This is a genomic window from Photobacterium leiognathi (assembly GCF_030685535.1).
Classification (GTDB): Bacteria; Pseudomonadota; Gammaproteobacteria; order Enterobacterales; family Vibrionaceae; genus Photobacterium; species Photobacterium leiognathi.
This window is the reverse complement of sequence record NZ_CP131601.1, coordinates 425,756-450,450: the sequence shown is the minus strand read 5'-3', so window position 1 is coordinate 450,450 and position 24,695 is coordinate 425,756. Positions and strand designations below refer to the sequence as shown.

Genomic DNA, 24,695 nt, shown 5'->3' with positions numbered 1-24,695 from the left:
AAGAACAAAACGTGCCGACTTAGCTCAGTAGGTAGAGCAACTGACTTGTAATCAGTAGGTCACCAGTTCGACTCCGGTAGTCGGCACCATCTTTTGAAACCTCATCTTTGGTGAGGTTTTTTTTCGTCTAAAGAAAATCACCTCTTCTAATCATCACTCCCCTTTCAGATAGAAAAAAGCCCCGCTACATGAGCGAGGCTTTAAGCAATACTGATAGATTAACTACCTGTAAACATATTAGTGATCCAAGCGGCAGGTTTATTGCTTGAACACTGCGCTTTTAATTGCCCATCTTTATCCCAAACTAGCAATGAGACACTACCGTTACAGTTTGGTGTTAATGTGCCATTGGCTTGCTTATCGTATTTTATGGTTGTGATCTGTTTCGGCCACGGCAAAGTTAGTGGTGCAGGTTTTCTACGCGTGAGGTAATCAGCATAAATACGTAAAGCACCACTAGAGCCCGTTAAACGCACTGGAGTATTATCATCACGCCCAACCCACACAACTGCCACTTCATGACCATCAGCACCTGCGAACCAGCTATCACGGTTCTTATCCGTTGTTCCTGTTTTACCGGCCAATTTTGCCGCGCTGAACTTACTTTGTAAGTAACGTGCGGTGCCTTGGCTAACCACACGCTTCATATCATACGTAGTGAGCCACGCAGCCTGCTCTGGCACTACCTGAGCAGCTTTCGGATAGTTCTGATAAAGAATTCTACCTTTCTGATCGACTACCGCTCGTAGCGCAGTTAAATCAGCTTTACGCCCACCACTGGTTATAGTCTGGAACATTTGTGCCACCTCATAAGGTGATAAGGTAAATGAACCTAGCAGAATTGATGGCAGTTTAGGAATTTCATCGCGATCAATACCAAGTTTGCTCATGGTATTAATCACACTTCCCAGCCCAACTTTTAAACCAAGATTTACCGTTGGCACATTCAATGAATTGGCAAGTGCATAATAAAGCGGCACTTGGCCTCTAAACTTACGATCGTAATTTCGTGGACGCCATGTAGTGCCTTTGCTGCCACGTAATACAATCGACTTATCATCCAAGTTGGTTGCTAGATTAAATTTATTAGGCTCGCTCAATGCCGTTAAATAAACCGCAGGTTTTGCCAATGAACCAATTTGACGACTGGCATCTAACGCACGGTTAAAACCTGCATAACCTGGGCGACTACCACCAACAATAGCGCGCACTTCTCCACTTAGGCGATCAACAACCACCATTGCCGTTTCAACTTTCAGTCCTGCTTTTTTATTTAGCTTTGGCACCATTGCAGCAACACTTTGCTCTGCTGATTGCTGTGATAATGGGTCTAAGGTACTAAAGATACGAAGACCTTTACCTGACTTATAAATATCACCGACATCACGCTCTAACTCACGTTGTAGTTGCTGGAAATAAGCAGGCTGACGACTAGCGATCTTCGGTGTCTTTTGTACGCCTAATGGGCTTGAAGCTGCAGCTTCATATTCAGCACCTGTCAGGGTGTTGTTTTTAAGCAGAAGGCTTAACACCAAATCACGACGCTCTAGCGTACGCTCTGGATGTCGCCAAGGGTTAAACTGAGAAGGCCCTTTCACCATGCCCACCAGCATGGCTAACTGTGCAGGTGTTAACTCATCCAACGGACGACCAAAATACAGTCTTGCTGCTAATGGGAAACCATGTACCTCTTTACCGCCATTTTGACCGAGATAGATTTCGTTAAGGTAAGCTTCTAATACCCGATCCTTGCTATAGCGATAATCAATGATCACGGCAATATAGGCTTCACGAACTTTACGCCATAGACTACGTTCACGGCTTAAAAATAAGTTCTTCGCTAACTGCTGGGTTAAAGTACTACCACCTTGTACAGTGCGACCTGCACGTAAGTTAACAAACATGGCACGAATGATAGCTAACGGTGAAACACCATCATGTTGATAGAAATCTCTATCTTCCGTTGCCAGTAATGCATCAATTAATAACGGTGGGAACTCATCACGCTTCATAAAGATGCGCTGCTCATTGCCTGAAAGGCCAAGCATACCGAGCATTTTAGGTTCAATGTTGAAATAACCTAACAAGCGTTTAGTGGTTAAGTCTTTTATGCTTACTAGGTTGTTACCAGAAAAAGTCAGCAACACATGACTTTTTTTCTCAGCCCCTTCAGGAAAATCAAACGGACGTCGGATCAATTCAATGCGCGTTGATGAAGCAGAATATTCCCCTATACGGGTTGGTGTGCGCACTTTGTGGTATTTCAATAAATCTAATTCACGGCGCACATCCATAATACTGATATGTTGATCAGGGCGAAGCGTTAACACTCGACCATACACAACAGACGGTAAATCCCAAATTTGACCGTCCATTTTATTGCGCACAATCGTGTCTAAATAAATCCCGACCACCAACATCGCAGCCACTACCACTAAACCAATTTTAAAGCCTAGCCAGCCAAGTTTTTTAAGCCATGGGCGATCTTTTTTGGTGGTCTTTTTGGTTTTCTTCGCAGGCGTTTTTTTTGCTGGCGTCTTTCTTGTCGCACTCGTTGTCGTGCGCTTAGTTGGCTTTTTTTCGGTAGGCTTTGGTTTTACAGGTGTTTTTTTTCGAGGTGTCGTCGGCTTTTTCCCGCCACTGTCTTTCGGCGGTGCGACATGTTTTCTTGACTGTAGATGAAGAGACAACTTAATCATAATGCGTCAACTAATGTCATTCCTATATAAAATAGGAGCAAATAATACTGCTCCTATACATGTGATTTGATAATTATTGAACACTATACCTGATTATATATACAGGTCTATTGCTACATATATTTTTTCGTTTTGCGAGTTGGAATATGATTGGCGGGATCATCCGGCCATGGATGCTTGGGATAACGTCCTTTCATTTCCTTCTGCACTTCTTTGTATGAGCCCTGCCAAAATGCCGCTAAGTCTTGGGTAATTTGTAACGGTCGCTGTGCTGGAGATAGCAACTCAAGGACTAAGGCTACTTTGCCATTAGCAATACAAGGCGACGCTTTTTCACCAAACATTTCCTGTAATTTCACCGCAAGCACTGGCTGTTGTTGCTCATGATAACGGATCACTATATTAGACCCTGTTGGCACTTGATAATGCGTTGGCAGTAGCAAATCAATCTGTTGTTTTATATCCCAACCTAAATATGCTTCTAAGGCGGCTAATACATCAACTTTCGCTACGCCTTTCATGGTCTTGATCCCATTCATATAGGGCAGTAACCATGTATCAGCTGCAATAAGTAAACTCTCGTCATCTAATGCTGGAAGGTTTAACTCAGGTAACCATTGTGCGGCACAACGGGCACGGGTTAAGAGTGAATGGGCTTTATCCGTCCAATTCAATACGCTTAACCCTTTACGCTTAATCGCATTCACCAAAGCTTCACTGGCGAGGGCTGGATCAGGTTCTGGCGCAATATCTCGGCTTATAATTAGCTTTCCGCAGTAAACACGATGTTCGGCGCTTAATCGCCCTTTCTTATCATCCCAATCGAGCCAATCTTGCGCAATGAAGAGTTGAGGATGCACTTGTTGCAACTGTGAAATATCGACTGCAACAGCTGAGAAAACTCGACTATCCCCTTGGCGTGTTTTGACCACATCGGCAACCACTAAGGTTTGCTCTGATGCTAAGCTCAGATCAACCTCAAGCATCACGCCTTGACCATTAGACAGCTGATAACGCCCATCATGGTTACGGGTCATTGCTATACGATCAGGAAATCCCGCAGCCAGTAATGCGCCCAACCATTGGTTATTCACCATCAACGAAGCACTCTTTAATTTAATATCTAGCTGTTGATGGAGCTTTTGCTGCGTTTGTATTGCTCGCTGACGATAATGCCCAGCTTTAGTAAGTTTCTGGCTTTCCAATAAATGTAGTTGGAATGCGAGATCGGGATTATCCATTGCTCTAGGCGGATCTTCGAGTAAAGCAATTAACATGGCAGCCATTGATAATATTGTCGCATCGGATTGCTCACGATACAGCTCAAGCGCAAACGCTAAGATAGCGGCATGACGAGGCTCAGCACCTAAAGATTGAATTAATTGTCCACGCTCAGTTTGCTGCCCTCGGCTATCTATAGCGCCAAGTTGTACTAATAATTCACGAGATTGTTGCAAGGCAATGGCTGGCGGTAGATCTAGCCATTGCAACTCAGCTGGATCGTTACAACCCCATTGCACTAGCTCCATCGCCAATGAGGTTAGATCACTTCGCAAAATTTCAGGCTGTGGTGTGGCAGGTTGGCGTTGTAACTGATCTTCACTGTACATGCGCAGACAAATACCCGCTTCTAATCGCCCAGCACGACCTGCTCGTTGCTCTGCCGACGATTGTGCAATACGTACTTGTTGTAAGCGACTGATCCCAGTTTTAGGGTCCCACTGCGCAATGCGCTCTAAACCGCTATCAACCACCAAGCGAATACCTTCAATGGTTAAACTGGTTTCCGCGATATTGGTTGCCAATACCACTTTACGTTGTCCATTGGTTGGTGCACTGATCGCTTGTTGCTGCTGCTCAATATTTAATTGACCATATAACGGGCAAAGCAATGTTTTGTTATCTAAACGTTCTAGTAACAATTGTTCTAAACGTTTGATTTCACCGACACCAGGTAAGAACACCAGCATGGAGCCCTTTTCATTATCCAATAGCTGACAAATCGCTTGCGCCATTTTCTCAATCAGATCACGGGATTCGATAGTGCCGCTATAACGATATTCAACAGGGAAACAACGTCCTTGCGATTCGATATAACTCGCCTCTGGCAATAACGTCATCAGTTCTTGCTGCGATAAGGTTGCCGACATTACCAACACCGTTAAATCATCACGCAGCGCTTGTTGTACTTCGAGTGCTAACGCCAATGCGGTATCGGCGTGAATAGAGCGCTCATGAAATTCATCGAAGATCAGCAAATCAATGCCTATAAGCTCAGGATCTTGTTGCAGTATTCGGGTCATCACCCCCTCTGTGACAATCTCAAGCTTAGTGTTAGCACTGACCTTGGTTTCACCACGAACCCGCAAGCCAACAGTTTCCCCGACTTTTTCTCCTAACTGACGCGCTAAAAAGCTGGCAATATTTCTTGCCGCTAAACGTCTTGGTTCTAACATCACAATACGTCCAGAAAAGGCTTTTTGCTGTAGTAATGAAAGAGGAAGATAGGTGGATTTACCTGCGCCCGGAGGGGCTTTTAAAATCAATTGTGAGTGCGTGTTTAATGCTGCAAACAAGTCAGGTAAAACGTCTTCAATAGGGAGTTGTGACAATCTAGGTACCTTATGTCATGATCGAATGAATCGGCTAATGCCAGTGCCTTTAAATGCTATTGTAGCGAAAAGGCAATTTATAACGAAAAACAATCATCAGCCATCGAGAGAACTATGAAATTTGCGCAACCTTTACAAGCGGGCAAACTTATTAAACGTTATAAGCGTTTTTTAGCCGATATAGAGCTTGATAATAATGACGTTCGTACCATCCACTGTGCTAACACAGGGGCAATGACAGGCTGTGCCGAACCGGGTAGCACTGTTTGGTATTCCACATCAGATAACGCAAAACGTAAGTACCCTAATAGTTGGGAGCTCACCCAAACACTCAGTAATGATTGGATTTGTGTCAACACAGCACAAGCCAATCGATTAGTGGAAGAAGCGATTCGTAATGACGTAATTGATGAGCTAACAGGTTACACATCACTGCGAGCAGAAGTGAAATATGGCGCTGAAAATAGTCGAATTGATCTATTACTTGAATCAGAAACCCGTCCACCCTGCTATATTGAAGTAAAAAGCGTCACCTTATTAGGGGAAAATAGACAAGGTTATTTCCCTGATGCCGTGACCACTCGTGGACAAAAACACTTGAGAGAGCTCACCGAAATGGTAGAGCAAGGCTACAGATCAGTACTATTTTTTGCAGTATTACATTCAGGAATTGATAGCGTTTCGGTCGCAGATCATATCGATCCGATATACGCTCAATTACTCAAACAAGCAGTAAAGGCAGGGGTTGAGGTTATCTGCTACAAAGCAGATCTCGATATAGAGCAAATAACACTGTCCAATTGTATAGAATTTCGTCACTCGAACTGAAAAGTGATGCTTTCTTCACATTGGTATAGAATTGAAGAAAGACAGTAATTGCCACAGCCAAACCTTTCTGCTATAGATACCGCCCAAAATTAACCAGTGACGGTTATTAGGTACATTAGGAGATGCTATATGCCAGAGACCAACGTTAAAAAATCACTAGGCATCCTGGCTATTGCTGGGGTTGAACCTTACCAGGAAAAAGCTGGTGAAGAGTATATGGGTGAAGCACAACGTGCCCACTTCCATAAGATTCTTTCAGCATGGCGTAATCAGCTTCGTGAAGAAGTTGATCGTACAGTAAACCACATGCAAGACGAAGCGGCTAACTTCCCAGATCCTGTGGATCGTGCAGCTCAGGAAGAAGAATTCAGTCTTGAGTTACGTAACCGTGACCGTGAACGTAAACTGATCAAAAAGATCGAGAAAACATTGAAGCGCATTGAAGAAGACGATTTCGGCTTCTGTGATTCTTGTGGTATCGAGATCGGTATTCGTCGACTAGAAGCACGTCCAACTGCTGAACTTTGTATCGACTGTAAAACTCTTGCAGAGATCAAAGAAAAGCAAATGGCTGGCTAATTCCGTCGCCTGCGTTAATGCCTAATTTTAGAGGGAGCGAAAGCTCCCTCTTTCGTTTACACTAGCGTGCGATTTAATGTGGTGCACTTTTTTGCACCCTATCCATGTCGACCATAGCTTGCGCCCTGATCACGCTTAACCAGCCCACAGATTAGCTCGCACCAAACTGAATAAGGCTCTTGTATAAGAGTCTTACTCAGTTTGGAGGATTTGCCTTGTTGCAGTACCCCTAGCTCTGGTCAACATATGTTAATGCCGTGCCTAACGCCCTATCAGGTCTAGGCAACTTTTTTGCTCATGATTTATGACACAGACGAACCAATATGTAGGACGCTTTGCGCCATCACCGTCAGGACCGCTTCATTTCGGCTCACTCATTGCCGCCTTGGGAAGTTACTTACAAGCTAAGTCACACCAAGGTAAATGGATTGTCAGAATTGAAGATCTTGATCCACCTCGAGAAATGCCCGGTGCTGCCGATGATATTCTGCGCACATTAGAAGCTTATGGCTTCTGTTGGGATGGTGAACTGATGTATCAAAGCCAACGTCATGATGCTTACCAAGGTCAAATCGACCAATGGTTAGCCCAAGGCGATGCTTATTATTGCCAATGTAGTCGTAAAGCAATCAAAGAAGCTGGCGGTTTTTACCCAGGTACTTGTCGTCACCTCAATCAACAGCCAAAAGACAGCGCTGTGCGATTAAAAGTGGACACACCTATCGTTGCTTTCGATGATCAATTACATGGTCGAATCGCTCTACCAGAGTCACTGGCAGGAGAAGATTTTATCATTCGACGTCGAGACGGGTTATTTGCTTACAATCTTGCGGTTGTGCTCGATGATATCGAACAAGGGATCACTGAAGTTGTTCGTGGTGCTGATTTAATAGAACCAACAGGTCGTCAAATCGGTTTATACCAGCAACTTGGTCATACCCTAGTGAGTTATTTGCACTTGCCGCTCGCTGTTACTGAAAACGGCAATAAGTTGTCGAAACAGAACCATGCGCCTGCGATTGATAAAACCAATCCGCGTCCAGCCTTGGTTGCAGCGCTACAGTTTTTAGGCCTTGCGCCACCAGCAGATCTTGCTGCACACACTGTAGAAGAAATTTTAATGTGGGGCGTTGCGCACTGGCAGCTAGATAAGCTACCAAAAACAACTGCTATCACACTAGCATTCTAAAATAGTCTGCCGTGATATATTATATACGGCTGTTTGTTGAACCAGATGCACATAATGGGGTGTATTATCTTTAATCGAGTAGCCAGCTTTTGCCGTAAAGTATTGAATCGCGACAGTAGTACTCGCGTTCCAGAGGAACAAACTTTGCAAGTTTACCAACGCCAAGAGCACAGCATTTCACGTAAAGATATCAGCGAAAATGCGCTGAAAGTACTATATCGTCTAAATAAAGTCGGTTACGACGCTTACTTAGTAGGTGGCGGCGTACGTGATTTACTGCTAGACAAACAACCAAAAGATTTTGATATTGCTACCAATGCAACGCCAGAAGAGATCAAAAAGCTATTCCGTAACTGTCGTTTAATTGGTCGCCGTTTCCGTCTTGCCCATATCCTATTTGGACGTGACATTATCGAAGTTGCCACTTTCCGTGGTCACCACTCCGATGCACCAGTACAAGCAACAATCCCGAAAGACAGCAAACAGAAGCCACAAATTTCTTCACGCAACCGTGAAGGTATGCTACTTCGAGATAACGTCTATGGCACCATCGATGAAGATGCAGAACGCCGTGACTTTACTATCAATGCCCTGTACTACAGCGTCAAAGATTTCACTGTTACCGATTATGCAAACGGTGTTGAAGATTTAAATAATCGCATCGTACGCCTAATGGGTGATCCAGAAACCCGTTACCGTGAAGATCCTGTGCGTATGCTACGTGCAGTCCGTTTTGCGGTGAAACTGGACATGGATATCGATCCTGCAACAGCAGCACCAATCCAAGAGCTTTCATCATTACTGCAAGATATTCCTGCAGCGCGTTTGTTTGAAGAAAGTTTAAAACTGCTGCAATCAGGCCAAGGTTTAGAAACCTACCGCATGCTGCGCGAATATAACCTATTCCAGCAACTTTTCCCTATTTTGGCGGATCACTTTACCGAAGATCAAAGCAGCCAAACAGAGAAGATGATTGAGCATATCTTGGCATCAACGGATAAGCGTATTGCCGAAGATAAACGTGTTAATCCTGCGTTTATCTATGCTGCAATGCTGTGGTATCCAATGATGATCCGCGCGGAAGAAGTCTCTTTTGCTAGCGGCTTATCGTTCTACGATGCCTTTATGGTCGCAAGTAACGATATTCTTGATGATCAAGTTCGCACCATTGCGATCCCACGCCGTCATACCACTACTGTACGCGATATTTGGCAGCAACAACTACGCTTTGCCCGTCGCAGTGGTAAACGTGCCTTTAAGACCATGGAGCATCCAAAGTTCCGCGCTGCCTACGATTTCTTAGAAATGCGTGCCCTATTTGAAGGTCATGACATTAAAGAGCTAGCACAGTGGTGGGCAGAGTTCCAAAATACCGATCGTAATCAACGCGGCAAAATGGTCATGAATGTTAATGAAGGTGGTAACCGCCGCCCACGTCGTCGCCGTCCTCAGCAACGACGTAAAAAACCGCAGCCAAAATCATCATGATCCGAGCCTATATCGCGATTGGCAGTAACTTGGGCGATCCGATCGCCCAAGCTAATAGCGCCATTGATGCATTAAAAGCACATCCAGATATGACGGTGGTTGCCGTATCATCGCTGTACAGCAGTACCCCGATGGGACCACAAAACCAACCAGACTACATTAACGCCGTCGTCGCTATCGATACCGAATTAGCGCCGCTGGCTTTACTCGATCAAACCCAAGCGATTGAGCTTGAACATGGTCGAGTGCGCAAAGATGAACGTTGGGGACCAAGAACCTTGGATCTCGACATTCTGCTCTATGGTGATCTTGAACACCATTGCGAACGTTTAACCGTTCCCCATTACGGCATGAAAGTACGAGAATTTGTGCTTTATCCGTTAGCTGAGATCAGCCCTAAGTTAATCCTACCTGACAACACTTCTTTATCCACTCTATTGGATCAGGTAGACCTCAATGGCTTAGCTATCTGGCAAAAATAAAAAATCTATCAGGGCGAGGAGAAGCTATGAAGAAAATTACTATCAACGATCTCATGAAATGGAAGCAAGAAGGTCGTAAGTTCGCATCTGTTACCGCATACGATGCGAGTTTCGCTCAATTATTTGAGCAACAGGAAATGCCAGTTATGCTGGTTGGTGATTCTCTTGGCATGGTTTTACAAGGCCGTGAAGATACGCTTCCTGTGACGGTAGAAGATATTGCTTACCACACGCGTAGTGTACGTGCGGGAAGCCCTAATGCATTACTGATGGCAGATATGCCATTTATGAGTTATGCAACACCAGAGCAAGCTTGCGAAAACGCAGCTAAGCTAATGCGAGCTGGTGCAAACATGGTCAAACTAGAAGGCGGTGCATGGCTAGCAGATACCATTTCTATGCTAGCTGAACGTGCCGTTCCTGTGTGTGCTCACCTTGGTTTAACCCCGCAATCTGTTAACATTTTCGGCGGTTACAAAGTCCAAGGTCGTGATATCGATAAAGCCGAGCAAATGGTCAAAGACGCTATTGTCTTAAAGAATGCTGGCGCTCAAATCATTGTACTTGAGTGTGTTCCTGCAAGCCTTGCTGAGCGCATTACCAAAGCGGTTGATATTCCCGTCATCGGCATTGGTGCTGGTAATAGCACCGATGGTCAAATTCTAGTTATGCACGATATGTTCGGTATTTCTGCTAACTACATGCCGAAGTTTTCAAAGAACTTCCTAGCAGAAACTGGCGACATGCGTGAGGCCGTCACTAAATATATTAAAGATGTTGAAACGGGTGAATTCCCAGGACCGCAACATACTTTTGAATAAGGAATAAGAGATGCAAACATTCGCCGAAATTGCCCCACTAAGAGAGCAAATTCGTACCTGGCGCCGTGAGGGTCGTCGTATCGCTTTTGTTCCAACTATGGGTAACTTGCATGAAGGCCACTTAACGCTAATGCGTAAAGCGCGCAAACATGCCGATGTTGTTGTTGCTAGTATCTTTGTTAATCCAATGCAGTTTGATAAAGCTGAAGATCTTCAAACGTATCCACGTACGCTAGAACAAGATATTGCCAAACTGCATGAGCAAAATATGGTTGATGTGGTGTTTACGCCAACACCAGAGATCATGTATCCAGCTGGCATTGAGAACCAAACTTTTGTTGAAGTTCCAGGCCTATCTAGCATCCTTGAAGGCGAACTGCGTCCAGGTCATTTCCGTGGCGTGGCAACCATCGTTAATAAACTTTTTAATATTGTTCAGCCTGATGTTGCCTGTTTTGGCGAGAAAGATTTCCAACAGTTGGCGTTAATTCGTCAAATGGTGATCGACCTAGCTCTAGACATCAAGATCGTTGGCGTACCGACTGTACGTGAAATGGATGGCTTAGCCATGAGCTCTCGCAATGGCAAACTAACCGTTGACGAGCGCCAGCGTGCACCTGTGATCGCTCGTACTATGCGTTGGATCAGCAGCCAAATGCGTGGTGGCCGTACTGATTACGACGAACTAGTGATTGATGCTAATGATCAGTTACGTGCAGCAGGTCTACAGCCTGACAAATGCTTTATTCGCGATGCAGTAACACTACTACCAGTGACAGAAGAGACCCAACAAGCGGTGATCTTAATGTCTTCTCAATTGGGTAAAGTGCGCCTAATCGACAACCAAGTGGTTGATTTAGGCCCAACACAAAACTCAGATGAAGATGTGGCTGAATAAGCATTAATGCATTAGCAAAAAAATACCGCTCACATGAGCTAACACCTATCACTTAAGGTGTTTGGAACGAACTGGATAACGAGTTTTATTGATACGAACGGCTCTCTGCTTGGGCCGTTTTTTTCTTTCAGGTAATATGTAACGCTTTACTTGTTTTCTCATTGCTCTCAGTTTTTGAGGAATTGAACCTGGCGAAGCGATGGCACACCACATTAATTCATCTTGAATATCTCTTAACGCCATCATAAAACTTATCCGTAATGGTGAAACATTCGCTTCTGCCGCTATTCTACTTATTTCTAAGCGAACAAGATTATAAGCTATCAATATTCCCCATATTTCTTGCTCAATACCTTCTACTGATTGACTACGCAATAATATTTCATCTTCAAGCATGTCATGTTTTATTTCACCATAACTGTTTTCTATCTCCCAACGTTCGAAATAAACATCAAGCAAAGCTTGATAGCTATAATGCTCACCAACTAAGGAAGTAAGAAGCCCTTGGATATGATATTTTTGAGTTTTTTCTGGATAAAGCACTAATCGAGCTTGCCATTTTTCAGGAAGGCTTGGGTCTTTAGCTCTTGCATATTTGGATACATCCATTTCTACAATCAAATCTCGTCCTGCTTCATCAAGCTGCTTAATGACGGTATATCGCGTATTTGATTTAATTGGAGTCATCCAATGACTCGAATCATGCTGACGTTGCCAATTAATCATCAACTCGGCGCCAAGATAACATCGGTCAAAAATAGTTAAAGAATCTGGCGTTATTGAGGATATAAGCTGTTTAGCATAGTTCTCTTCACCAATATTGCTGGGACCAAATGCTACGTTGTGTATTAATCGACTACGAAGGGAGCATAAAGCACATAACCTGACGATAGGGTATTCTGTATGCTGTATCTTACCGTGTTTGACATACTGAAAGTGACTCGCTAATTCTGGAGTATCATGACTTCTAAATTGAGTTCCATCGACAGAGAAAAGGCGTAAGCCTTTCCATGTGTCTCCGCTATCTTCGGCTTTCGTCCAATATTTGGCAGTGAGTGAGAAAAGTGCTTTTAGAGGCTGTGCTGTCAATCGTTTTCGCGCCTGAGGGATAGCACTTGGTGCAATAGAATCACCTTGTGATCGCGATAATTGCAAATCAAGTTTATTCAAGACATCGGTTATCGATCTATTACGATATAGGCCAATTCCAACGATTAACCAAACAACCAATTCCGCAGGTAATTTTCGTCTGCGTATACTGGCCTTATTGGTTTCATCTAATGCTTGTTGAATCCACTCAAGAGGTAAGTCTCTTTGAAATAATGAGAGTGATTCTGGTGCTGCAAACGCATCTACATCAATGAGCCAATGTGACAACATAAAAAATACCCCCAGTTTTGCAAAACTGAGGGTATTTTTAACTATCTGAAAGATCGTGCAACCAATCAATTTCTTAAGTGATAGGTGTTAGCTCACATGAGCGGTATTTTTTTATCTTTTTTCTTTAGTTATCTGTTATGAGCGTAATCCAATACCACGAGAGATTAAGTAATACGCCACACTATAAAGCGCGATAACAAACACACTGAGCACCGCAAATGAGGTACCAATAGCAACATCAGATACCCCTAAGAAGCCATAACGGAACGCATTGACCATGTAAACAATTGGGTTAATTTTCGATACTCCTTGCCAAAACTCAGGCAATAGATTGATCGAATAAAACCCCCCACCAAGATAGGTTAGTGGCGTTAGAACAAAGGTCGGAATAATACTGATATCATCAAAGGTACGAGCAAATACCGCATTAATTAAGCCGCCGAGTGAGAACACAATCGATGTCATCACCACAGTTGCCACAATAACTCCAATATGCGCGATATGCAGCGGTACAAACAGCAAAGAAACAATACTGACCAATAAACCAACGGCTAAACCTCGCAGTACACCACCACCGACATAACCGGCAATAATGATGTAATTAGGTACCGGTGCGACTAATAATTCTTCGATGTTATGCTGAAATTTAGCACTGAAAAATGAAGATGCCACATTCGAGTAAGAGTTAGTGATCACCGACATCATGATCAAACCAGGAACGATATACGCCATATAGCTAAAGCCTTCCATATCACCAATACGGCTACCAATTAGGTTACCGAAGATAATGAAATACAAGGTCATGGTGATCGCAGGCGGTACTAATGTTTGCACCCAAATACGAGTGAAACGGTGGATCTCTTTGGTGATCAAACTCTTAAATGCGATCCAGTATTGCTTCTTCACGCCTTTGCTCCTTCTTTCTTCGCTTCCGCTTGATTGACCAGCGTGACAAATAACTCTTCTAAGCGATTACTCTTATTACGCATCGATTTCACCGCAATGCCCTGCTCAGATAATTGAGTGAAAACAGGATTTAAACTTTCGCCCTTTTTCAGCTCAACTTCTAATGTAGTGCTATCGACTAGCTGACTGTTCATGCTTGTTAATTGTGGTGCTTGGGTCTGCGGCTCAATATCTAAAATGAACGTCTCTAATTCTAATTTACCCAGTAAGTCTTTCATCGACGTGTGCTCAATCAACTCACCGTGATTAATAATGCCAATGTTACGACACAGCATTTCAGCTTCTTCAAGGTAGTGAGTGGTTAGAATTATCGTCACTCCTTCTTGATTGATTTTGCGTAAAAACGCCCACATAGAGCGACGTAATTCAATATCAACCCCAGCCGTTGGCTCATCTAAAATCAGCAGCTTTGGCTCATGCATTAATGCACGTGCGATCATTAAACGACGCTTCATACCACCGGATAAATTACGTGCACGCTCACTCCGCTTACCCCATAAATCAAGTTGAGAAAGGTATTTTTTAGCACGCTCTTTAGCAACTGAACGCTCAACCCCGTAGTAACCCGCTTGGTTCACCACTATCTGCTCAACGGTTTCAAATGGGTTAAAGTTAAACTCCTGTGGCACCAAACCTAGCTGATTTTTCGCATCAACTTTTTCACTATCAAGGTCATAGCCAAAGATTTTCACCGAACCAGAAGTTTTATTCACTAACGAGCTAATAATGCCAATCGTGGTAGATTTTCCTGCGCCATTTGGCCCTAAAAGCGCAAAAAAGTCGCCTTCAGTCACAGTTAAGTTCATGTTTTTAAGCGCTTCCACACCGCCCTTGTAAGTTTTTCTTACACTTTTTATTTCTAAAGCGTTCATAAATTGCGCTCTTTCTGTTACAAAAATAAAAGGAATTATTACTGATTTATCACTAATCCGATTTGCTACCAGCTCAGCTTGTGTATAGTAAGGAACATATCAATATAAGGTATCATCATGGCAGATATTAAGCAGCTCTTCGCAAACAACCTATCTTGGTCAGAGAACATTAAAAATGAAGATCCTGACTACTTTACCGAATTAGCAAAAGGACAACATCCGCAATACCTTTGGATTGGTTGTTCTGACAGCCGTGTTCCTGCAGAACGTCTAACAGGACTGGTTTCAGGTGAGCTATTCGTTCACCGTAACGTAGCAAACCAAGTTATTCATACAGACTTAAACTGTTTATCAGTCGTGCAGTATGCCGTTGATGTTTTAAAAGTTAAACACATCATTGTCTGTGGTCACTATGGCTGTGGTGGTGTAACTGCTGCCATTGAGAACCCACAATTAGGTCTTATCAATAACTGGCTACTTCACATTCGTGACCTTTATCTAAAACACCGCTCAGATTTAGGCACGTTACCTCGTCAAGAGTGGGATGATAAGCTGTCTGAAATCAACGTCGCTTCTCAGGTTTATAACCTAGGTAACTCTACGATCCTACAACAGGCATGGGAACGTGGTCAGGAAGTGAAAATTCACGGTTGGATCTACGGTACAAGTAATGGTGTACTTAAAGATCTTGGCGTGACATCAACAAGCCGCGAAACACTCGAAGTGGGCTATCAATCCGCGATGGCATCACTGCTACCGCCACTAGAAAAATCGATTGAAGAACATATTGCAGAAAAAGCAGAGTGATCTTGTTGATTAAATAGAAAAAAAGCGACCAGATGGTCGCTTTTTTATTATTCCTACCGGTACCACTTTACCAATGTAAGGTAAGTGACGGTATTTCTGAGCGTAGTCGATACCTACACCCACAACGAATTCATCAGGGATCACAAAGCCGTACCAATCAACTTTCACGTCTACTTCACGGCGCTCTGGCTTATCAAGTAGCGTACAAATACGAATAGACTTAGGCTCACGTAGCGATAGAATTTCACATACTTTGCTTAGAGTATTACCAGTATCGATAATATCTTCAACCAGCAGTACATCTTTACCTTTAATGTCATCATCCAGATCTTTTAGGATGCGAACATCACGGCTACTTTCCATGGTATTACCGTAGCTTGATGCAGTCATGAAATCGACTTCATGTGGCAACTCAATCGCACGCGCAAGATCAGCCATGAAAACAAAAGAACCACGTAGTAAACCCACCATCACTAGATCAGTTGAGTCTTTGTAGCATTCAGTGATTTGCTTACCCAGCTCTTTTACACGTTCCTGAACTTCCTGCTCAGAAATCATTACTTCAATTGTATGTTTCATTTTCTTCTCCATTAGTGCAATTGCACTAGCCACATGGCTACTTATTTCAAAGGAGTCGCATTGTAACACTCCTTCGAAGTAATGGTTATTTAATCAATAGTGTCAATTATACGAAACACATCACTGACTAATTATTTGCCGAAGAGTTGTTTATTATGTAAGCTAGCATTATTAAAGCAGATGCATAACTAAATTTTATACTTAGGCTAGGGATGATTAATTATGGATACGATTACCAAAAAAACTCGTACGCGTCTTTCACCGGAGAAAAGAAGACAGCAACTTCTTGATTACTCACTAGAAGTTTTCGCAAGAAGAGGTATTGGTCGTGCAGGTCACGCTGATATTGCTGAAATGGCAAACGTTTCCGTTGCTACCGTCTTCAATTATTTTCCAACCCGAGAAGCGCTAGTTGAACAAGTATTAGTTGAAGTTGAAAATGAGTTTAGTGCATTACTTGAAGAATGCCTTGGTGATAAAAACAGAACACTGCACGAGCGTCTAACTCGTATTAGTCATAATCTAATCGATAACGTTTTAGAGCAACAGGATTGGATCAAAGTATGGTTTGAGTGGAGTACTTCTGTACGTGATGAAGTATGGCCTCAATTTGTTGAAACTAATCGTAATAATCTACACAAAGTACGTGATGCATTTTCTCAAGCCATTGATAATGGTGAAATCACAACAGAGCAAACTGCAGATGACTTAGCCAAATTACTGCACGGCATTTGTTACGTACTTTATATCCAAGCTAACTTGCTGCCAGATCAAACAGCACTGCATCAACAGGCAGAAACTTACCTTGAAGCATTAGCACTCACTCGCTAAGCAGACTCAATGAGCAAAAAGGCCAGCATCATGCTGGCCTTTTTCATTTCTATGTACTTTGCTATTTATGCGACCGCAAAAACAACAGGCTGATGCGGCTCAACATCCACCACAACACGATCACCAATATTCATCAATGAGTGTGAATTAACAATCAATTGATGACCTGAGAAGTCAACCGTATAACGACAGCTATCACCCATAAACTGTTGTTCGATAATTTCCCCATCCCCATCTTGCTGTAAGCTTACACGCAGGTTCTGAGGACGTAACAACCAATCAACTGAAGTATCATCTGCATATAAGGTTTCATTCGATGCTAGCGCTAGTTCACCTAGTGGTGTCAGTAAACGGTTTTGATTTTTCACAGTGGCTGGTAAGTAAGAGCCAGTACCTAAGAAATCAGCGACAAAGCGGCTGCTTGGCTGATAGTAAAGCTCCGTCGCCGTACCAAATTGTTCAATCACACCATTATTCATCACCGCCATTTTATCGGCAAAAGCAAAAGCCTCTTCACGGCTGTGAGTTACGAAAATAGCAGTAACACCTTGAGCTTTAAAGATCTTACGAATATCACGGATCAAACTATGGCGTACTTGAGTATCAATATTAGAAAACGGCTCATCGAGTAGGATCAAATCAGGCTCACACGCCAGTGCTCGTGCAATCGCCACACGCTGTTGCTGACCACCAGACAATTGGTGTGGATAACGATCCGCAAGCCCTGTTAAGTGAACTAATTCCAACATTTCTTGGATCTTGGCAGCAATACGTGGCTTTTCCCAATGGCGTAAACCAAACGCGATATTTTGCGCTACCGTAAGATGTGGAAACAATGCATAGTCTTGAAAGATCATGCCAATATTACGTTTCTCCGGCGGTTGCCACTGATGCTCATCAACAATCGTACGCTCGTTGATCGACATATAACCTTGCTCTAATGGCAGCAGGCCAGCAATCGCTTTTAATAACGTTGTCTTACCGCAACCACTAGCACCAAGCAAGCAGACAATCTCGCCTGAATTAACCGCTAACGATAAGTCTTTTAACACTGGCTGACCATGGTAACTACAGGTTAAGCCACTGACAGATAATGCATGTTTCATTAGTTCTTTTGCTCCAAAGATCGGTTAACCAACACCAAAGGGATCAACCCTACCGCCACCAGCAAAATCGCAGGTAATGCGGCGATTTCTAACTGCTCATCAGAGGCGAAATTAAATACATACGTCGCTAAGGTTTCAAAGTTAAATGGGCGTAATAACAGTGCCGCGTTGAGCTCTTTCATCGACTCAATAAACACCAATAAACCCGCAATTAAACAGCCACGACGTATTAACGGTAAATGAACTTTTCTCAACATTGCCGTTGAGCCATATCCCATGGTTTTTGATGCCATATCTAACGATGGCGATATTTTGGTTAAGCTAGTTTCAATACTGCCTATCGCAACAGCGGCAAAACGGACAACAAAGGCAAAAACAATCGCGAAGATCGTGCCTGAGAAGATAAGCCCTGGACGACCTAAACCTAAGCTAATCGCAATATCATTAACAAGATGATCCATACTCGTCAGTGGGATCATCACACCAATCGCCAAAACCGTTCCCGGTACCGCATAACCCAATGACGATAAACGGATCGGCATTTGACTTAAGCCTTTGCCATCTAAACGACGGTAAAAATTCACTAATAGTCCTAAGATCACCGCAATCACGGCAGCCGATACCGATACTAATAAACTATTGATGCTGTATTGCTGAAATTCTGGCGTCCAACTTTGGCTGAAATAATCAACAGCGTAATAGCCCAATTGCAGTACAGGTAGAATGAAGGCACTGCCGACTAAACTCCAACACCACACCAAAGCAAACCACTTTTTCCAACCCGTTAGCTGATATTTATAATCGCCATCGTTATCACATTGATGTTGGAACATCTTCTGTTTACGACGGCTAAAACGCTCACTGCTGATCAAAAAGAAAATCACCAACAGCATGATCGCGGAGATTTTTGCCGCTGCATACAAGTTCGAGTAGCCCAACCACGTATCGTATACCGCAGTGGTTAAGGTATTGACCGCAAAGTAGCTAACGGTGCCAAAATCCCCTAGCGCTTCCATTGCGACCAGAGACACGCCTACTGCGATAGCAGGACGTGCTAATGGCAATGAGATACGACGGAAACTTTCCCAAGGGGTACAACGTAGCAAACGTGCTGATTGCAATAAGCTCACACTTTGTTCCATGAACGCCGCACGAACTAATAAATAAATATAAGGATAAAGCACTAAAGCGAGGACAAAACATGCCCCACCAAGGGTACGTAGATCAGGAAACCAATAATCACTAACGTGCTGCCAACCAAAAATATCGCGCAGGAAAATCTGGATAGGGCCAGCGTAATCAAACCAGTTAGTGTAGAGGTAACCGACGATATAGCCAGGCATCGCAAGGGGGAGTACAAGCGCCCATTGCAGGATTTTTTCTCCCGGTAAGCGGCACATTGCCATAAACCAAGCTGCGGGAAGACCAAAACAAAGAGAAAGCAGTACTGTACCAATAACAAGGCCAACCGTGTTGAAAACATAGGTTGGCATCACCGTATTAAGCAGATGACTGAACACATCATCTGAATTGCCCATTGCGGTAACAAATATCGCTAAAATAGGAAAAACCAGCAGCAGAGCAAACGTCCAACTACTGGTCTTCCAGAACAAAAACTTTTCTTTCATTTACTACTACTTAGTATTTTTTCAATATCTTTAGCCATCATCCGCATCGGCTAGATTCTGTTCCCATATTCCTTAAATGGGAGAGGGAAACTACCACAACTTATTGCAAAACTTACCAAGCACAATGTAAAAATGGGGCTTAGCGCCCCATTTATTTTGTAACTAATTACAGATCAAACTTCACTTCATCCAGCAGTTTAGTCGCTGCATTGTGGTACTGAGCGATTTCATCTAGTGATACATCGTCAGCTTTGAAGTCGCCCCAAGATGCCACTAGCTCTGAACGCTTCACGCCATCTTTCACTGGGTACTCGTAGTTCACTTCTGCATACATTTCTTGTGCTTTATCAGAAGTTAGGAATTCCATTAACTTAAGCGCGTTGTCTTTGTTTGGCGCGTATTTCGCCATTGCCATACCACTTACGTTAACGTGTGTACCTTTGCTCTCTTGACCTGGGAAGTTAATGTAAACCGCTTCAGCCCATGCTTTTTGGTTTTCATCGTTAACCATTTTACCTAGGTAGTAGCTGTTACCAATTGCCAGATCACATAGACCTTCTTTCACTGCTTGTACTTGCGCACGGTCGTTACCTTGTGGCTTACGTGCAAGGTTCGCTTTCACGCCTTCAAGCCATACTTTTGTTTCCGCTTCACCGTAATGCGCGATCATAGATGATACTAGTGAAACGTTGTAAGGGTGCTTACCAGAGCGAGTACAAATCTTACCTTTCCACTCAGGCTTCGCTAAATCGCTGTAATCAAAAGATGCAGGTAGCTTACCTACACGATCTTTTGATGAATAAACGTTACGAGAACGCAATGTTAGTGCAAACCACTCATCTTCGTTATCACGGAACTGAGCAGGTACATTGCTATCAATCACTTTGCTATCAACAGATTGAACTAGCTTCTTATCTGAAAGCTCAACTAAGCGGCTAATATCAGTTGTTAAAACTACGTCTGCAGGGCTGTACTCACCTTCTTGTTGTAGTTTTTCTGCAATACCTTGTTTAGCAAATTTTACATTAACTTTGATACCCGTTTCTTTAGTGAACTCGTTAAACATAGGCTCAACTAAGAAAGGTTGGCGGTATGAATAAACATTTACCTCTTCAGCCGCAGTGGCAACTTGAGGAGCGGCTAAACCCATTAGGATGGCTGGAGCTAAAAGCTTTTTCATTAATTATTCCCTTAAACGCAAAATGTAATGATAATGTTTCTCAATAACATTTATTATACGCAAAAGACTTTCCTTCGCAATCTAGCCGTTACAATTTTTTACAATCAAAAATAAAAATCGCCACCTATCTCTAGGTGGCGATTTTTTATCTATAAAGTAATTAATTACTTATATTTTATTTCACGCTAACAAATTCTGGGTAAGCATCAACACCACAATCGTGTGAATCCATGCCTTCCAATTCTTCTTCTTCTGTTACACGGATACCAATTGTTGCTTTTAGCACGCCCCATACCGCAAAGCTTGCAGCAAATACCCAACCGAAGATAACAGCAGCACCAAATAGCTGTGTCATAAAGTTTGCATCAGCATTACTAAATGGCACTACCATTAGACCAAATAGACCACACACACCGTGTACAGAGATTGCACCTACAGGATCATCAATCTTCACTTTATCTAGTGCAATGATGCTAAATACAACCAATGCACCTGCAACCACACCAATAATTACCGCAGCAACTGGTGATGGAGATAAAGGATCTGCAGTAATAGCAACTAGACCTGCTAATGCACCGTTCAATACCATGGTTAAATCAGCCTTACCCCATGTTGTTTTACATACTGCCAGTGCTGCAATGGCACCTGCTGCCGCTGCTGCATTGGTATTTAGGAAGATTTGACCTACTGCTGTTGCGTTCTCAAAGTCAGACACCATTAGCTGGGAACCACCATTGAAACCAAACCAACCGAACCACAGAATAAATGTACCTAGTGTTGCAAGTGGCATGTTTGAACCAGGAATTGGATAAATTTCACCGTTTTTACCGTACTTACCTTTACGAGCACCAAGGAGTAATACACCTGCTAATGCCGCAGCAGCACCAGCCATGTGAACAATACCTGAGCCTGCAAAATCACTGAAACCTGCCTCTGATAAGAAACCACCGCCCCATGTCCAATAACCTTCAACCGGGTAGATAAATGCTGTTAGCACCACAGAGAAGATAAGGAATGACCACAGCTTCATACGCTCAGCAACCGCGCCCGATACCACAGACATTGCTGTTGCAACGAATACTACTTGGAAGAAGAAGTCAGATTCTAATGAGTGATCAGCCCCTTCCGCTTGGGTACCAATTAAAGTGCCAAATGACGGTAACCAGCCACCAGCACCGTTATCAACGTACATGATGTTGTAACCCACTAGCAGGTACATCGTACAAGCGATAGCATATAAGCAGATGTTTTTAGTTAAGATTTCTGTGGTGTTTTTAGAGCGAACAAGACCTGCTTCTAACATTGCAAATCCAGCTGCCATCCACATGACTAATGCTCCAGACATCAAAAAGAAAAAGGTGTCTAGCGCATAACGCAATTCTGTTACTGTTGTTGATAATTCCATGGTCGTCTTCCCCTAATAACCCTAATTCATCCATTCGTTACGTTTACGATCTACAGCGCTTCAGTATCAACTTCACCAGTACGGATACGTACAGCGTGCTCAAGGTCATAAACAAAAATTTTTCCATCACCGATTTTGCCGGTTTGCGCAGCATTGCTTATCGCTTCAACAATGGCATCCAAGTTCTGGGCTTGTGTTGCAATTTCAATTTTCACCTTAGGCAGAAAGTCCACCTGATATTCAGCACCACGGTACAATTCGGTGTGTCCTTTCTGTCGACCAAATCCTTTGACTTCCGAGACAGTCATACCTTCGACACCGACATCAGCTAATGCTTCACGTACATCGTCTAACTTAAATGGCTTAATAATTGCGTTAATAATTTTCATTGCTTGCTCCTCAAATACCCAATCCTTGTTGTTTACACTTATTTAACAAACAAGCATTGTGCCAACATTTATTTTTTAAAAATATTCAATAAGTTATAAATTTAAGAGCAAATAAACGAAAAAAGGCTGCACCATTACAGTGCAGCCTTTTCACTAACATGAAGCATAAATACGTTTTATATTTATTATGCTTACTTGAGGATCTTTACCACTTAAAAACGCTTGATAAAAGCGCGCCACCCTTCCAAAACTTGTGCAAGATCTTCAAATCCACATACCGATAAACTTTCTTCGTCATAAAAGTGAAGATCTTCTTCAAAGTCTTCTTCTTCCTCTGAAAACAAACAATTAGCTTGAACTAACGCTTCATTATCTTGCAAAGAAAGCGTCAGCTCTTCACCAACTAAGCGCCATTCTTGGCTACTATTTTTCATTGCACTAAGTTGATCCATGATCAGATCAAGCTTGTCAGTGTCTTTGCCTATCTCATCAATGATCCAGCGCCCCAGAACTTCATGTCCCATAGAAAAAATGGCGTGGTAAGTACCGTCCAAGGTATTTTTTTTAAATTCGTAATCCATACCTTTCGTTCCTCATAGGTGATCTTGTTGCGATGAAGCTGATAAATTGCCAGTCCTTACGCTTGTCGCCCATTGTCAGGATCTTCTCAATAAATGCAACTCAATAGCGCTATATTCAACAAATCGTGATACACCATAGAACAACAAAGATAAATGTATTCAATCGGTTCGTACGAAAGGCCTAAATTATGAAAATTATTATTGCTCCTGATTCTTACAAAGAAAGCCTAACGGCAATGGAAGTGGCAACGGCGATTGAAAACGGTTTTCGTCAAGTAATACCGAACGCTGAATACATTAAACTGCCAATGGCTGATGGCGGTGAAGGTACAGTGCAATCTCTGGTTGATGCCAGCAACGGCACCATTATCGAGCGCTCAGTAACTGGTCCGTTAGGTGAACAAGTCAATGGTTTCTTCGGTTTAATGGGTGACGGTAAAACCGCCATTATCGAAATGGCTGCCGCATCAGGTTTACACCTTGTTAGCCCAGAGCTGCGTAATCCAATGCTGACCACCAGCTTTGGTACTGGTGAGCTTATTCTTGCCGCATTAGATAAAGGTGTTAAATACATCATCGTTGGTATTGGTGGTAGTGCCACTAACGATGGTGGTATCGGCATGGCGCAAGCATTAGGTATACGTTTTCTCGATGAAAATAATAAGCAAATTAGCTATGGCGGTGGTGCATTAGCTCGCTTACACCGTATTGATATGAGCAATATTGATCCTCGCTTAATATCTGTAAAGCTCGAAGTGGCATGTGATGTTGATAACCCTTTGTGTGGTGAAAAAGGCGCATCGCAAGTTTTTGGACCTCAGAAAGGTGCAACACCTGAAATGGTCACTCAACTCGATAATAACCTTGCCCACTATGCTGAAATCATTAAGCGTGACTTAGGTAAAGATGTAAAAGACATGGCGGGTGCTGGAGCTGCTGGCGGTATGGGAGCAGCTTTACTTGGTATATTTAACGCCCAATTACGTCCAGGTATCGAGATTGTCATGGATGCGGTCAATTTAGCAGACGTACTACAAGATGCTGATTTAGTGATCACAGGTGAAGGTCGCATTGATAGCCAAACTATTCACGGCAAAACACCGATTGGTGTGGCACGCACAGCAAAACGTTTTAATAAACCAGTGATTGGTATTGCGGGCTGTTTATCTTACGACTGCAATGTCGTTCATGAACATGGTATTGATGCAGTATTTAGTGTCGTGCCACGCTCGGTTAGCCAAGCGGAAGCATTGGCAGAGGCCGCGATTAACGTTGAGTTGACTGCACGTAATGTTGCAGCCATTTATGCTCTAGCTCATTAATACTAATAAGAAACAAAAACGCCTCGAACTTATAATAAGTCGAGGCGTTTTTT

The 24,695-nt window shown here is 43.1% G+C and carries 22 protein-coding genes and 1 tRNA gene; 11 read left to right on the top strand and 12 right to left on the bottom strand.

The features are described 5' to 3' along the window. Positions 1 to 13: 13 nt before the first annotated feature. Positions 14 to 89 (top strand) — tRNA-Thr (locus Q7674_RS08990). A 129-nt stretch (positions 90 to 218) separates the two neighbouring features. Here the strand turns inward: Q7674_RS08990 and mrcB are convergent. Then, on the bottom strand, positions 219 to 2,699 hold the full coding sequence (mrcB, locus tag Q7674_RS08985) for a penicillin-binding protein 1B (protein WP_305423585.1): 2,481 nt from the start codon (positions 2,697 to 2,699) through the stop codon (positions 219 to 221). Positions 2,700 to 2,812: 113 nt separating this feature from the next. Continuing rightward, positions 2,813 to 5,311, bottom strand: coding sequence for an ATP-dependent helicase HrpB (hrpB, locus tag Q7674_RS08980; RefSeq protein ID WP_305423583.1), 2,499 nt, complete (start codon positions 5,309 to 5,311; stop codon positions 2,813 to 2,815). Positions 5,312 to 5,425: 114 nt separating this feature from the next. Between hrpB and sfsA the strand changes: the two genes are divergently transcribed. The 7 genes from sfsA to panC all read left to right on the top strand — a co-directional run bounded on the left by sfsA (position 5,426) and on the right by panC (position 11,596). Next, a complete protein-coding gene (gene sfsA, locus Q7674_RS08975) occupies positions 5,426 to 6,139 on the top strand; it encodes a DNA/RNA nuclease SfsA (protein ID WP_045066303.1) in 714 nt (237 codons plus the stop codon). Positions 6,140 to 6,268: 129 nt separating this feature from the next. After that, a complete protein-coding gene (gene dksA, locus Q7674_RS08970) occupies positions 6,269 to 6,718 on the top strand; it encodes an RNA polymerase-binding protein DksA (RefSeq protein WP_008987948.1) in 450 nt (149 codons plus the stop codon). Positions 6,719 to 7,022: 304 nt separating this feature from the next. After that, positions 7,023 to 7,907 carry a tRNA glutamyl-Q(34) synthetase GluQRS gene (gluQRS, locus tag Q7674_RS08965; protein ID WP_045066301.1) on the top strand — a complete coding sequence of 295 codons (885 nt, stop codon included), beginning with the start codon at positions 7,023 to 7,025 and terminating at the stop codon, positions 7,905 to 7,907. Positions 7,908 to 8,009: 102 nt separating this feature from the next. Continuing rightward, positions 8,010 to 9,395: a polynucleotide adenylyltransferase PcnB gene (pcnB, locus tag Q7674_RS08960; protein ID WP_305424122.1), complete on the top strand. Its 1,386-nt coding sequence runs from the start codon at positions 8,010 to 8,012 to the stop codon at positions 9,393 to 9,395. Further along, complete coding sequence (gene folK / locus Q7674_RS08955) at positions 9,392 to 9,877, top strand: 2-amino-4-hydroxy-6-hydroxymethyldihydropteridine diphosphokinase (protein WP_008987945.1); 486 nt, start codon at positions 9,392 to 9,394, stop codon at positions 9,875 to 9,877. Before pcnB ends, folK begins: the two co-directional genes overlap by 4 nt. Positions 9,878 to 9,903: 26 nt before the next feature. Further along, positions 9,904 to 10,698: a 3-methyl-2-oxobutanoate hydroxymethyltransferase gene (panB, locus tag Q7674_RS08950; RefSeq protein ID WP_008987944.1), complete on the top strand. Its 795-nt coding sequence runs from the start codon at positions 9,904 to 9,906 to the stop codon at positions 10,696 to 10,698. Positions 10,699 to 10,708: 10 nt separating this feature from the next. After that, a complete protein-coding gene (gene panC / locus Q7674_RS08945) occupies positions 10,709 to 11,596 on the top strand; it encodes a pantoate--beta-alanine ligase (protein ID WP_045066300.1) in 888 nt (295 codons plus the stop codon). 48 nt (positions 11,597 to 11,644) lie between these two features. On the opposite strand, the gene Q7674_RS08940 is transcribed toward panC, so the two are convergent. The 3 genes from Q7674_RS08940 to Q7674_RS08930 form a co-directional block, all read right to left on the bottom strand. Then, complete coding sequence (locus tag Q7674_RS08940) at positions 11,645 to 12,976, bottom strand: IS4 family transposase (protein ID WP_045066500.1); 1,332 nt, start codon at positions 12,974 to 12,976, stop codon at positions 11,645 to 11,647. A 135-nt stretch (positions 12,977 to 13,111) separates the two neighbouring features. Beyond that, positions 13,112 to 13,882: an ABC transporter permease gene (locus Q7674_RS08935; RefSeq protein ID WP_045063148.1), complete on the bottom strand. Its 771-nt coding sequence runs from the start codon at positions 13,880 to 13,882 to the stop codon at positions 13,112 to 13,114. Then, complete coding sequence (locus Q7674_RS08930; RefSeq protein WP_305423581.1) at positions 13,879 to 14,814, bottom strand: ABC transporter ATP-binding protein; 936 nt, start codon at positions 14,812 to 14,814, stop codon at positions 13,879 to 13,881. The genes Q7674_RS08935 and Q7674_RS08930 overlap by 4 nt, the downstream gene beginning before the upstream one ends. A 117-nt stretch (positions 14,815 to 14,931) precedes the next feature. Here Q7674_RS08930 and can point away from each other — a divergent pair, with 117 nt between their 5' ends. Further along, positions 14,932 to 15,621: a carbonate dehydratase gene (gene can / locus Q7674_RS08925; RefSeq protein ID WP_045063149.1), complete on the top strand. Its 690-nt coding sequence runs from the start codon at positions 14,932 to 14,934 to the stop codon at positions 15,619 to 15,621. Positions 15,622 to 15,630: 9 nt separating this feature from the next. Here can and hpt read toward each other — a convergent pair whose 3' ends face one another. Next, positions 15,631 to 16,200: a hypoxanthine phosphoribosyltransferase gene (hpt, locus tag Q7674_RS08920; RefSeq protein ID WP_305423580.1), complete on the bottom strand. Its 570-nt coding sequence runs from the start codon at positions 16,198 to 16,200 to the stop codon at positions 15,631 to 15,633. A gap of 222 nt (positions 16,201 to 16,422) precedes the next feature. Between hpt and Q7674_RS08915 the strand changes: the two genes are divergently transcribed. Further along, positions 16,423 to 17,031: a TetR/AcrR family transcriptional regulator gene (locus tag Q7674_RS08915; RefSeq protein ID WP_023933595.1), complete on the top strand. Its 609-nt coding sequence runs from the start codon at positions 16,423 to 16,425 to the stop codon at positions 17,029 to 17,031. Positions 17,032 to 17,096: 65 nt separating this feature from the next. Here the strand turns inward: Q7674_RS08915 and Q7674_RS08910 are convergent, their stop codons facing one another. From Q7674_RS08910 to Q7674_RS08885, 6 genes are all read right to left on the bottom strand, one after another. After that, positions 17,097 to 18,137 (bottom strand): ABC transporter ATP-binding protein, encoded by a 1,041-nt coding sequence (locus tag Q7674_RS08910; RefSeq protein ID WP_045063151.1) that lies wholly within the window; start codon positions 18,135 to 18,137, stop codon positions 17,097 to 17,099. Then, entirely contained in the window at positions 18,137 to 19,765 is a 1,629-nt protein-coding gene (locus tag Q7674_RS08905; protein ID WP_305423578.1) for an ABC transporter permease, read from the bottom strand. The genes Q7674_RS08910 and Q7674_RS08905 overlap by 1 nt, the downstream gene beginning before the upstream one ends. 166 nt (positions 19,766 to 19,931) lie before the next feature. After that, entirely contained in the window at positions 19,932 to 20,945 is a 1,014-nt protein-coding gene (locus tag Q7674_RS08900; protein ID WP_008987935.1) for a Fe(3+) ABC transporter substrate-binding protein, read from the bottom strand. Positions 20,946 to 21,120: 175 nt separating this feature from the next. Beyond that, on the bottom strand, positions 21,121 to 22,350 hold the full coding sequence (locus tag Q7674_RS08895) for an ammonium transporter (protein ID WP_045063152.1): 1,230 nt from the start codon (positions 22,348 to 22,350) through the stop codon (positions 21,121 to 21,123). A 50-nt stretch (positions 22,351 to 22,400) separates the two neighbouring features. Continuing rightward, positions 22,401 to 22,739, bottom strand: a complete 339-nt coding sequence (locus Q7674_RS08890; RefSeq protein WP_008987933.1) for a P-II family nitrogen regulator — start codon at positions 22,737 to 22,739, stop codon at positions 22,401 to 22,403. Between the two features lie 212 nt (positions 22,740 to 22,951). Continuing rightward, positions 22,952 to 23,320, bottom strand: a complete 369-nt coding sequence (locus Q7674_RS08885; protein WP_008987932.1) for a YacL family protein — start codon at positions 23,318 to 23,320, stop codon at positions 22,952 to 22,954. A 188-nt stretch (positions 23,321 to 23,508) separates the two neighbouring features. Here Q7674_RS08885 and Q7674_RS08880 point away from each other — a divergent pair, with 188 nt between their 5' ends. Next, the gene (locus Q7674_RS08880; RefSeq protein ID WP_045063153.1) at positions 23,509 to 24,642 is read left to right on the top strand and encodes a glycerate kinase; all 1,134 of its coding nucleotides are present in this window, start codon (positions 23,509 to 23,511) and stop codon (positions 24,640 to 24,642) included. The last annotated feature ends 53 nt before the right edge of the window (positions 24,643 to 24,695 follow it).

Bases quoted from the DNA above. Each gene is read 5' to 3' on its own strand.
- mrcB (WP_305423585.1), bottom strand. From the start codon at position 2,699: ATGATTAAGTTGTCTCTTCATCTACAGTCAAGAAAACATGTCGCACCG.
- sfsA (WP_045066303.1), top strand. From the start codon at position 5,426: ATGAAATTTGCGCAACCTTTACAAGCGGGCAAACTTATTAAACGTTAT.
- dksA (WP_008987948.1), top strand. From the start codon at position 6,269: ATGCCAGAGACCAACGTTAAAAAATCACTAGGCATCCTGGCTATTGCT.
- gluQRS (WP_045066301.1), top strand. From the start codon at position 7,023: ATGACACAGACGAACCAATATGTAGGACGCTTTGCGCCATCACCGTCA.
- folK (WP_008987945.1), top strand. From the start codon at position 9,392: ATGATCCGAGCCTATATCGCGATTGGCAGTAACTTGGGCGATCCGATC.
- panB (WP_008987944.1), top strand. From the start codon at position 9,904: ATGAAGAAAATTACTATCAACGATCTCATGAAATGGAAGCAAGAAGGT.
- panC (WP_045066300.1), top strand. From the start codon at position 10,709: ATGCAAACATTCGCCGAAATTGCCCCACTAAGAGAGCAAATTCGTACC.
- Q7674_RS08940 (WP_045066500.1), bottom strand. From the start codon at position 12,976: ATGTTGTCACATTGGCTCATTGATGTAGATGCGTTTGCAGCACCAGAA.
- Q7674_RS08930 (WP_305423581.1), bottom strand. From the start codon at position 14,814: ATGAACGCTTTAGAAATAAAAAGTGTAAGAAAAACTTACAAGGGCGGT.
- can (WP_045063149.1), top strand. From the start codon at position 14,932: ATGGCAGATATTAAGCAGCTCTTCGCAAACAACCTATCTTGGTCAGAG.
- hpt (WP_305423580.1), bottom strand. From the start codon at position 16,200: ATGAAACATACAATTGAAGTAATGATTTCTGAGCAGGAAGTTCAGGAA.
- Q7674_RS08915 (WP_023933595.1), top strand. From the start codon at position 16,423: ATGGATACGATTACCAAAAAAACTCGTACGCGTCTTTCACCGGAGAAA.
- Q7674_RS08910 (WP_045063151.1), bottom strand. From the start codon at position 18,137: ATGAAACATGCATTATCTGTCAGTGGCTTAACCTGTAGTTACCATGGT.
- Q7674_RS08905 (WP_305423578.1), bottom strand. From the start codon at position 19,765: ATGAAAGAAAAGTTTTTGTTCTGGAAGACCAGTAGTTGGACGTTTGCT.
- Q7674_RS08900 (WP_008987935.1), bottom strand. From the start codon at position 20,945: ATGAAAAAGCTTTTAGCTCCAGCCATCCTAATGGGTTTAGCCGCTCCT.
- Q7674_RS08895 (WP_045063152.1), bottom strand. From the start codon at position 22,350: ATGGAATTATCAACAACAGTAACAGAATTGCGTTATGCGCTAGACACC.
- Q7674_RS08890 (WP_008987933.1), bottom strand. From the start codon at position 22,739: ATGAAAATTATTAACGCAATTATTAAGCCATTTAAGTTAGACGATGTA.
- Q7674_RS08885 (WP_008987932.1), bottom strand. From the start codon at position 23,320: ATGGATTACGAATTTAAAAAAAATACCTTGGACGGTACTTACCACGCC.
- Q7674_RS08880 (WP_045063153.1), top strand. From the start codon at position 23,509: ATGAAAATTATTATTGCTCCTGATTCTTACAAAGAAAGCCTAACGGCA.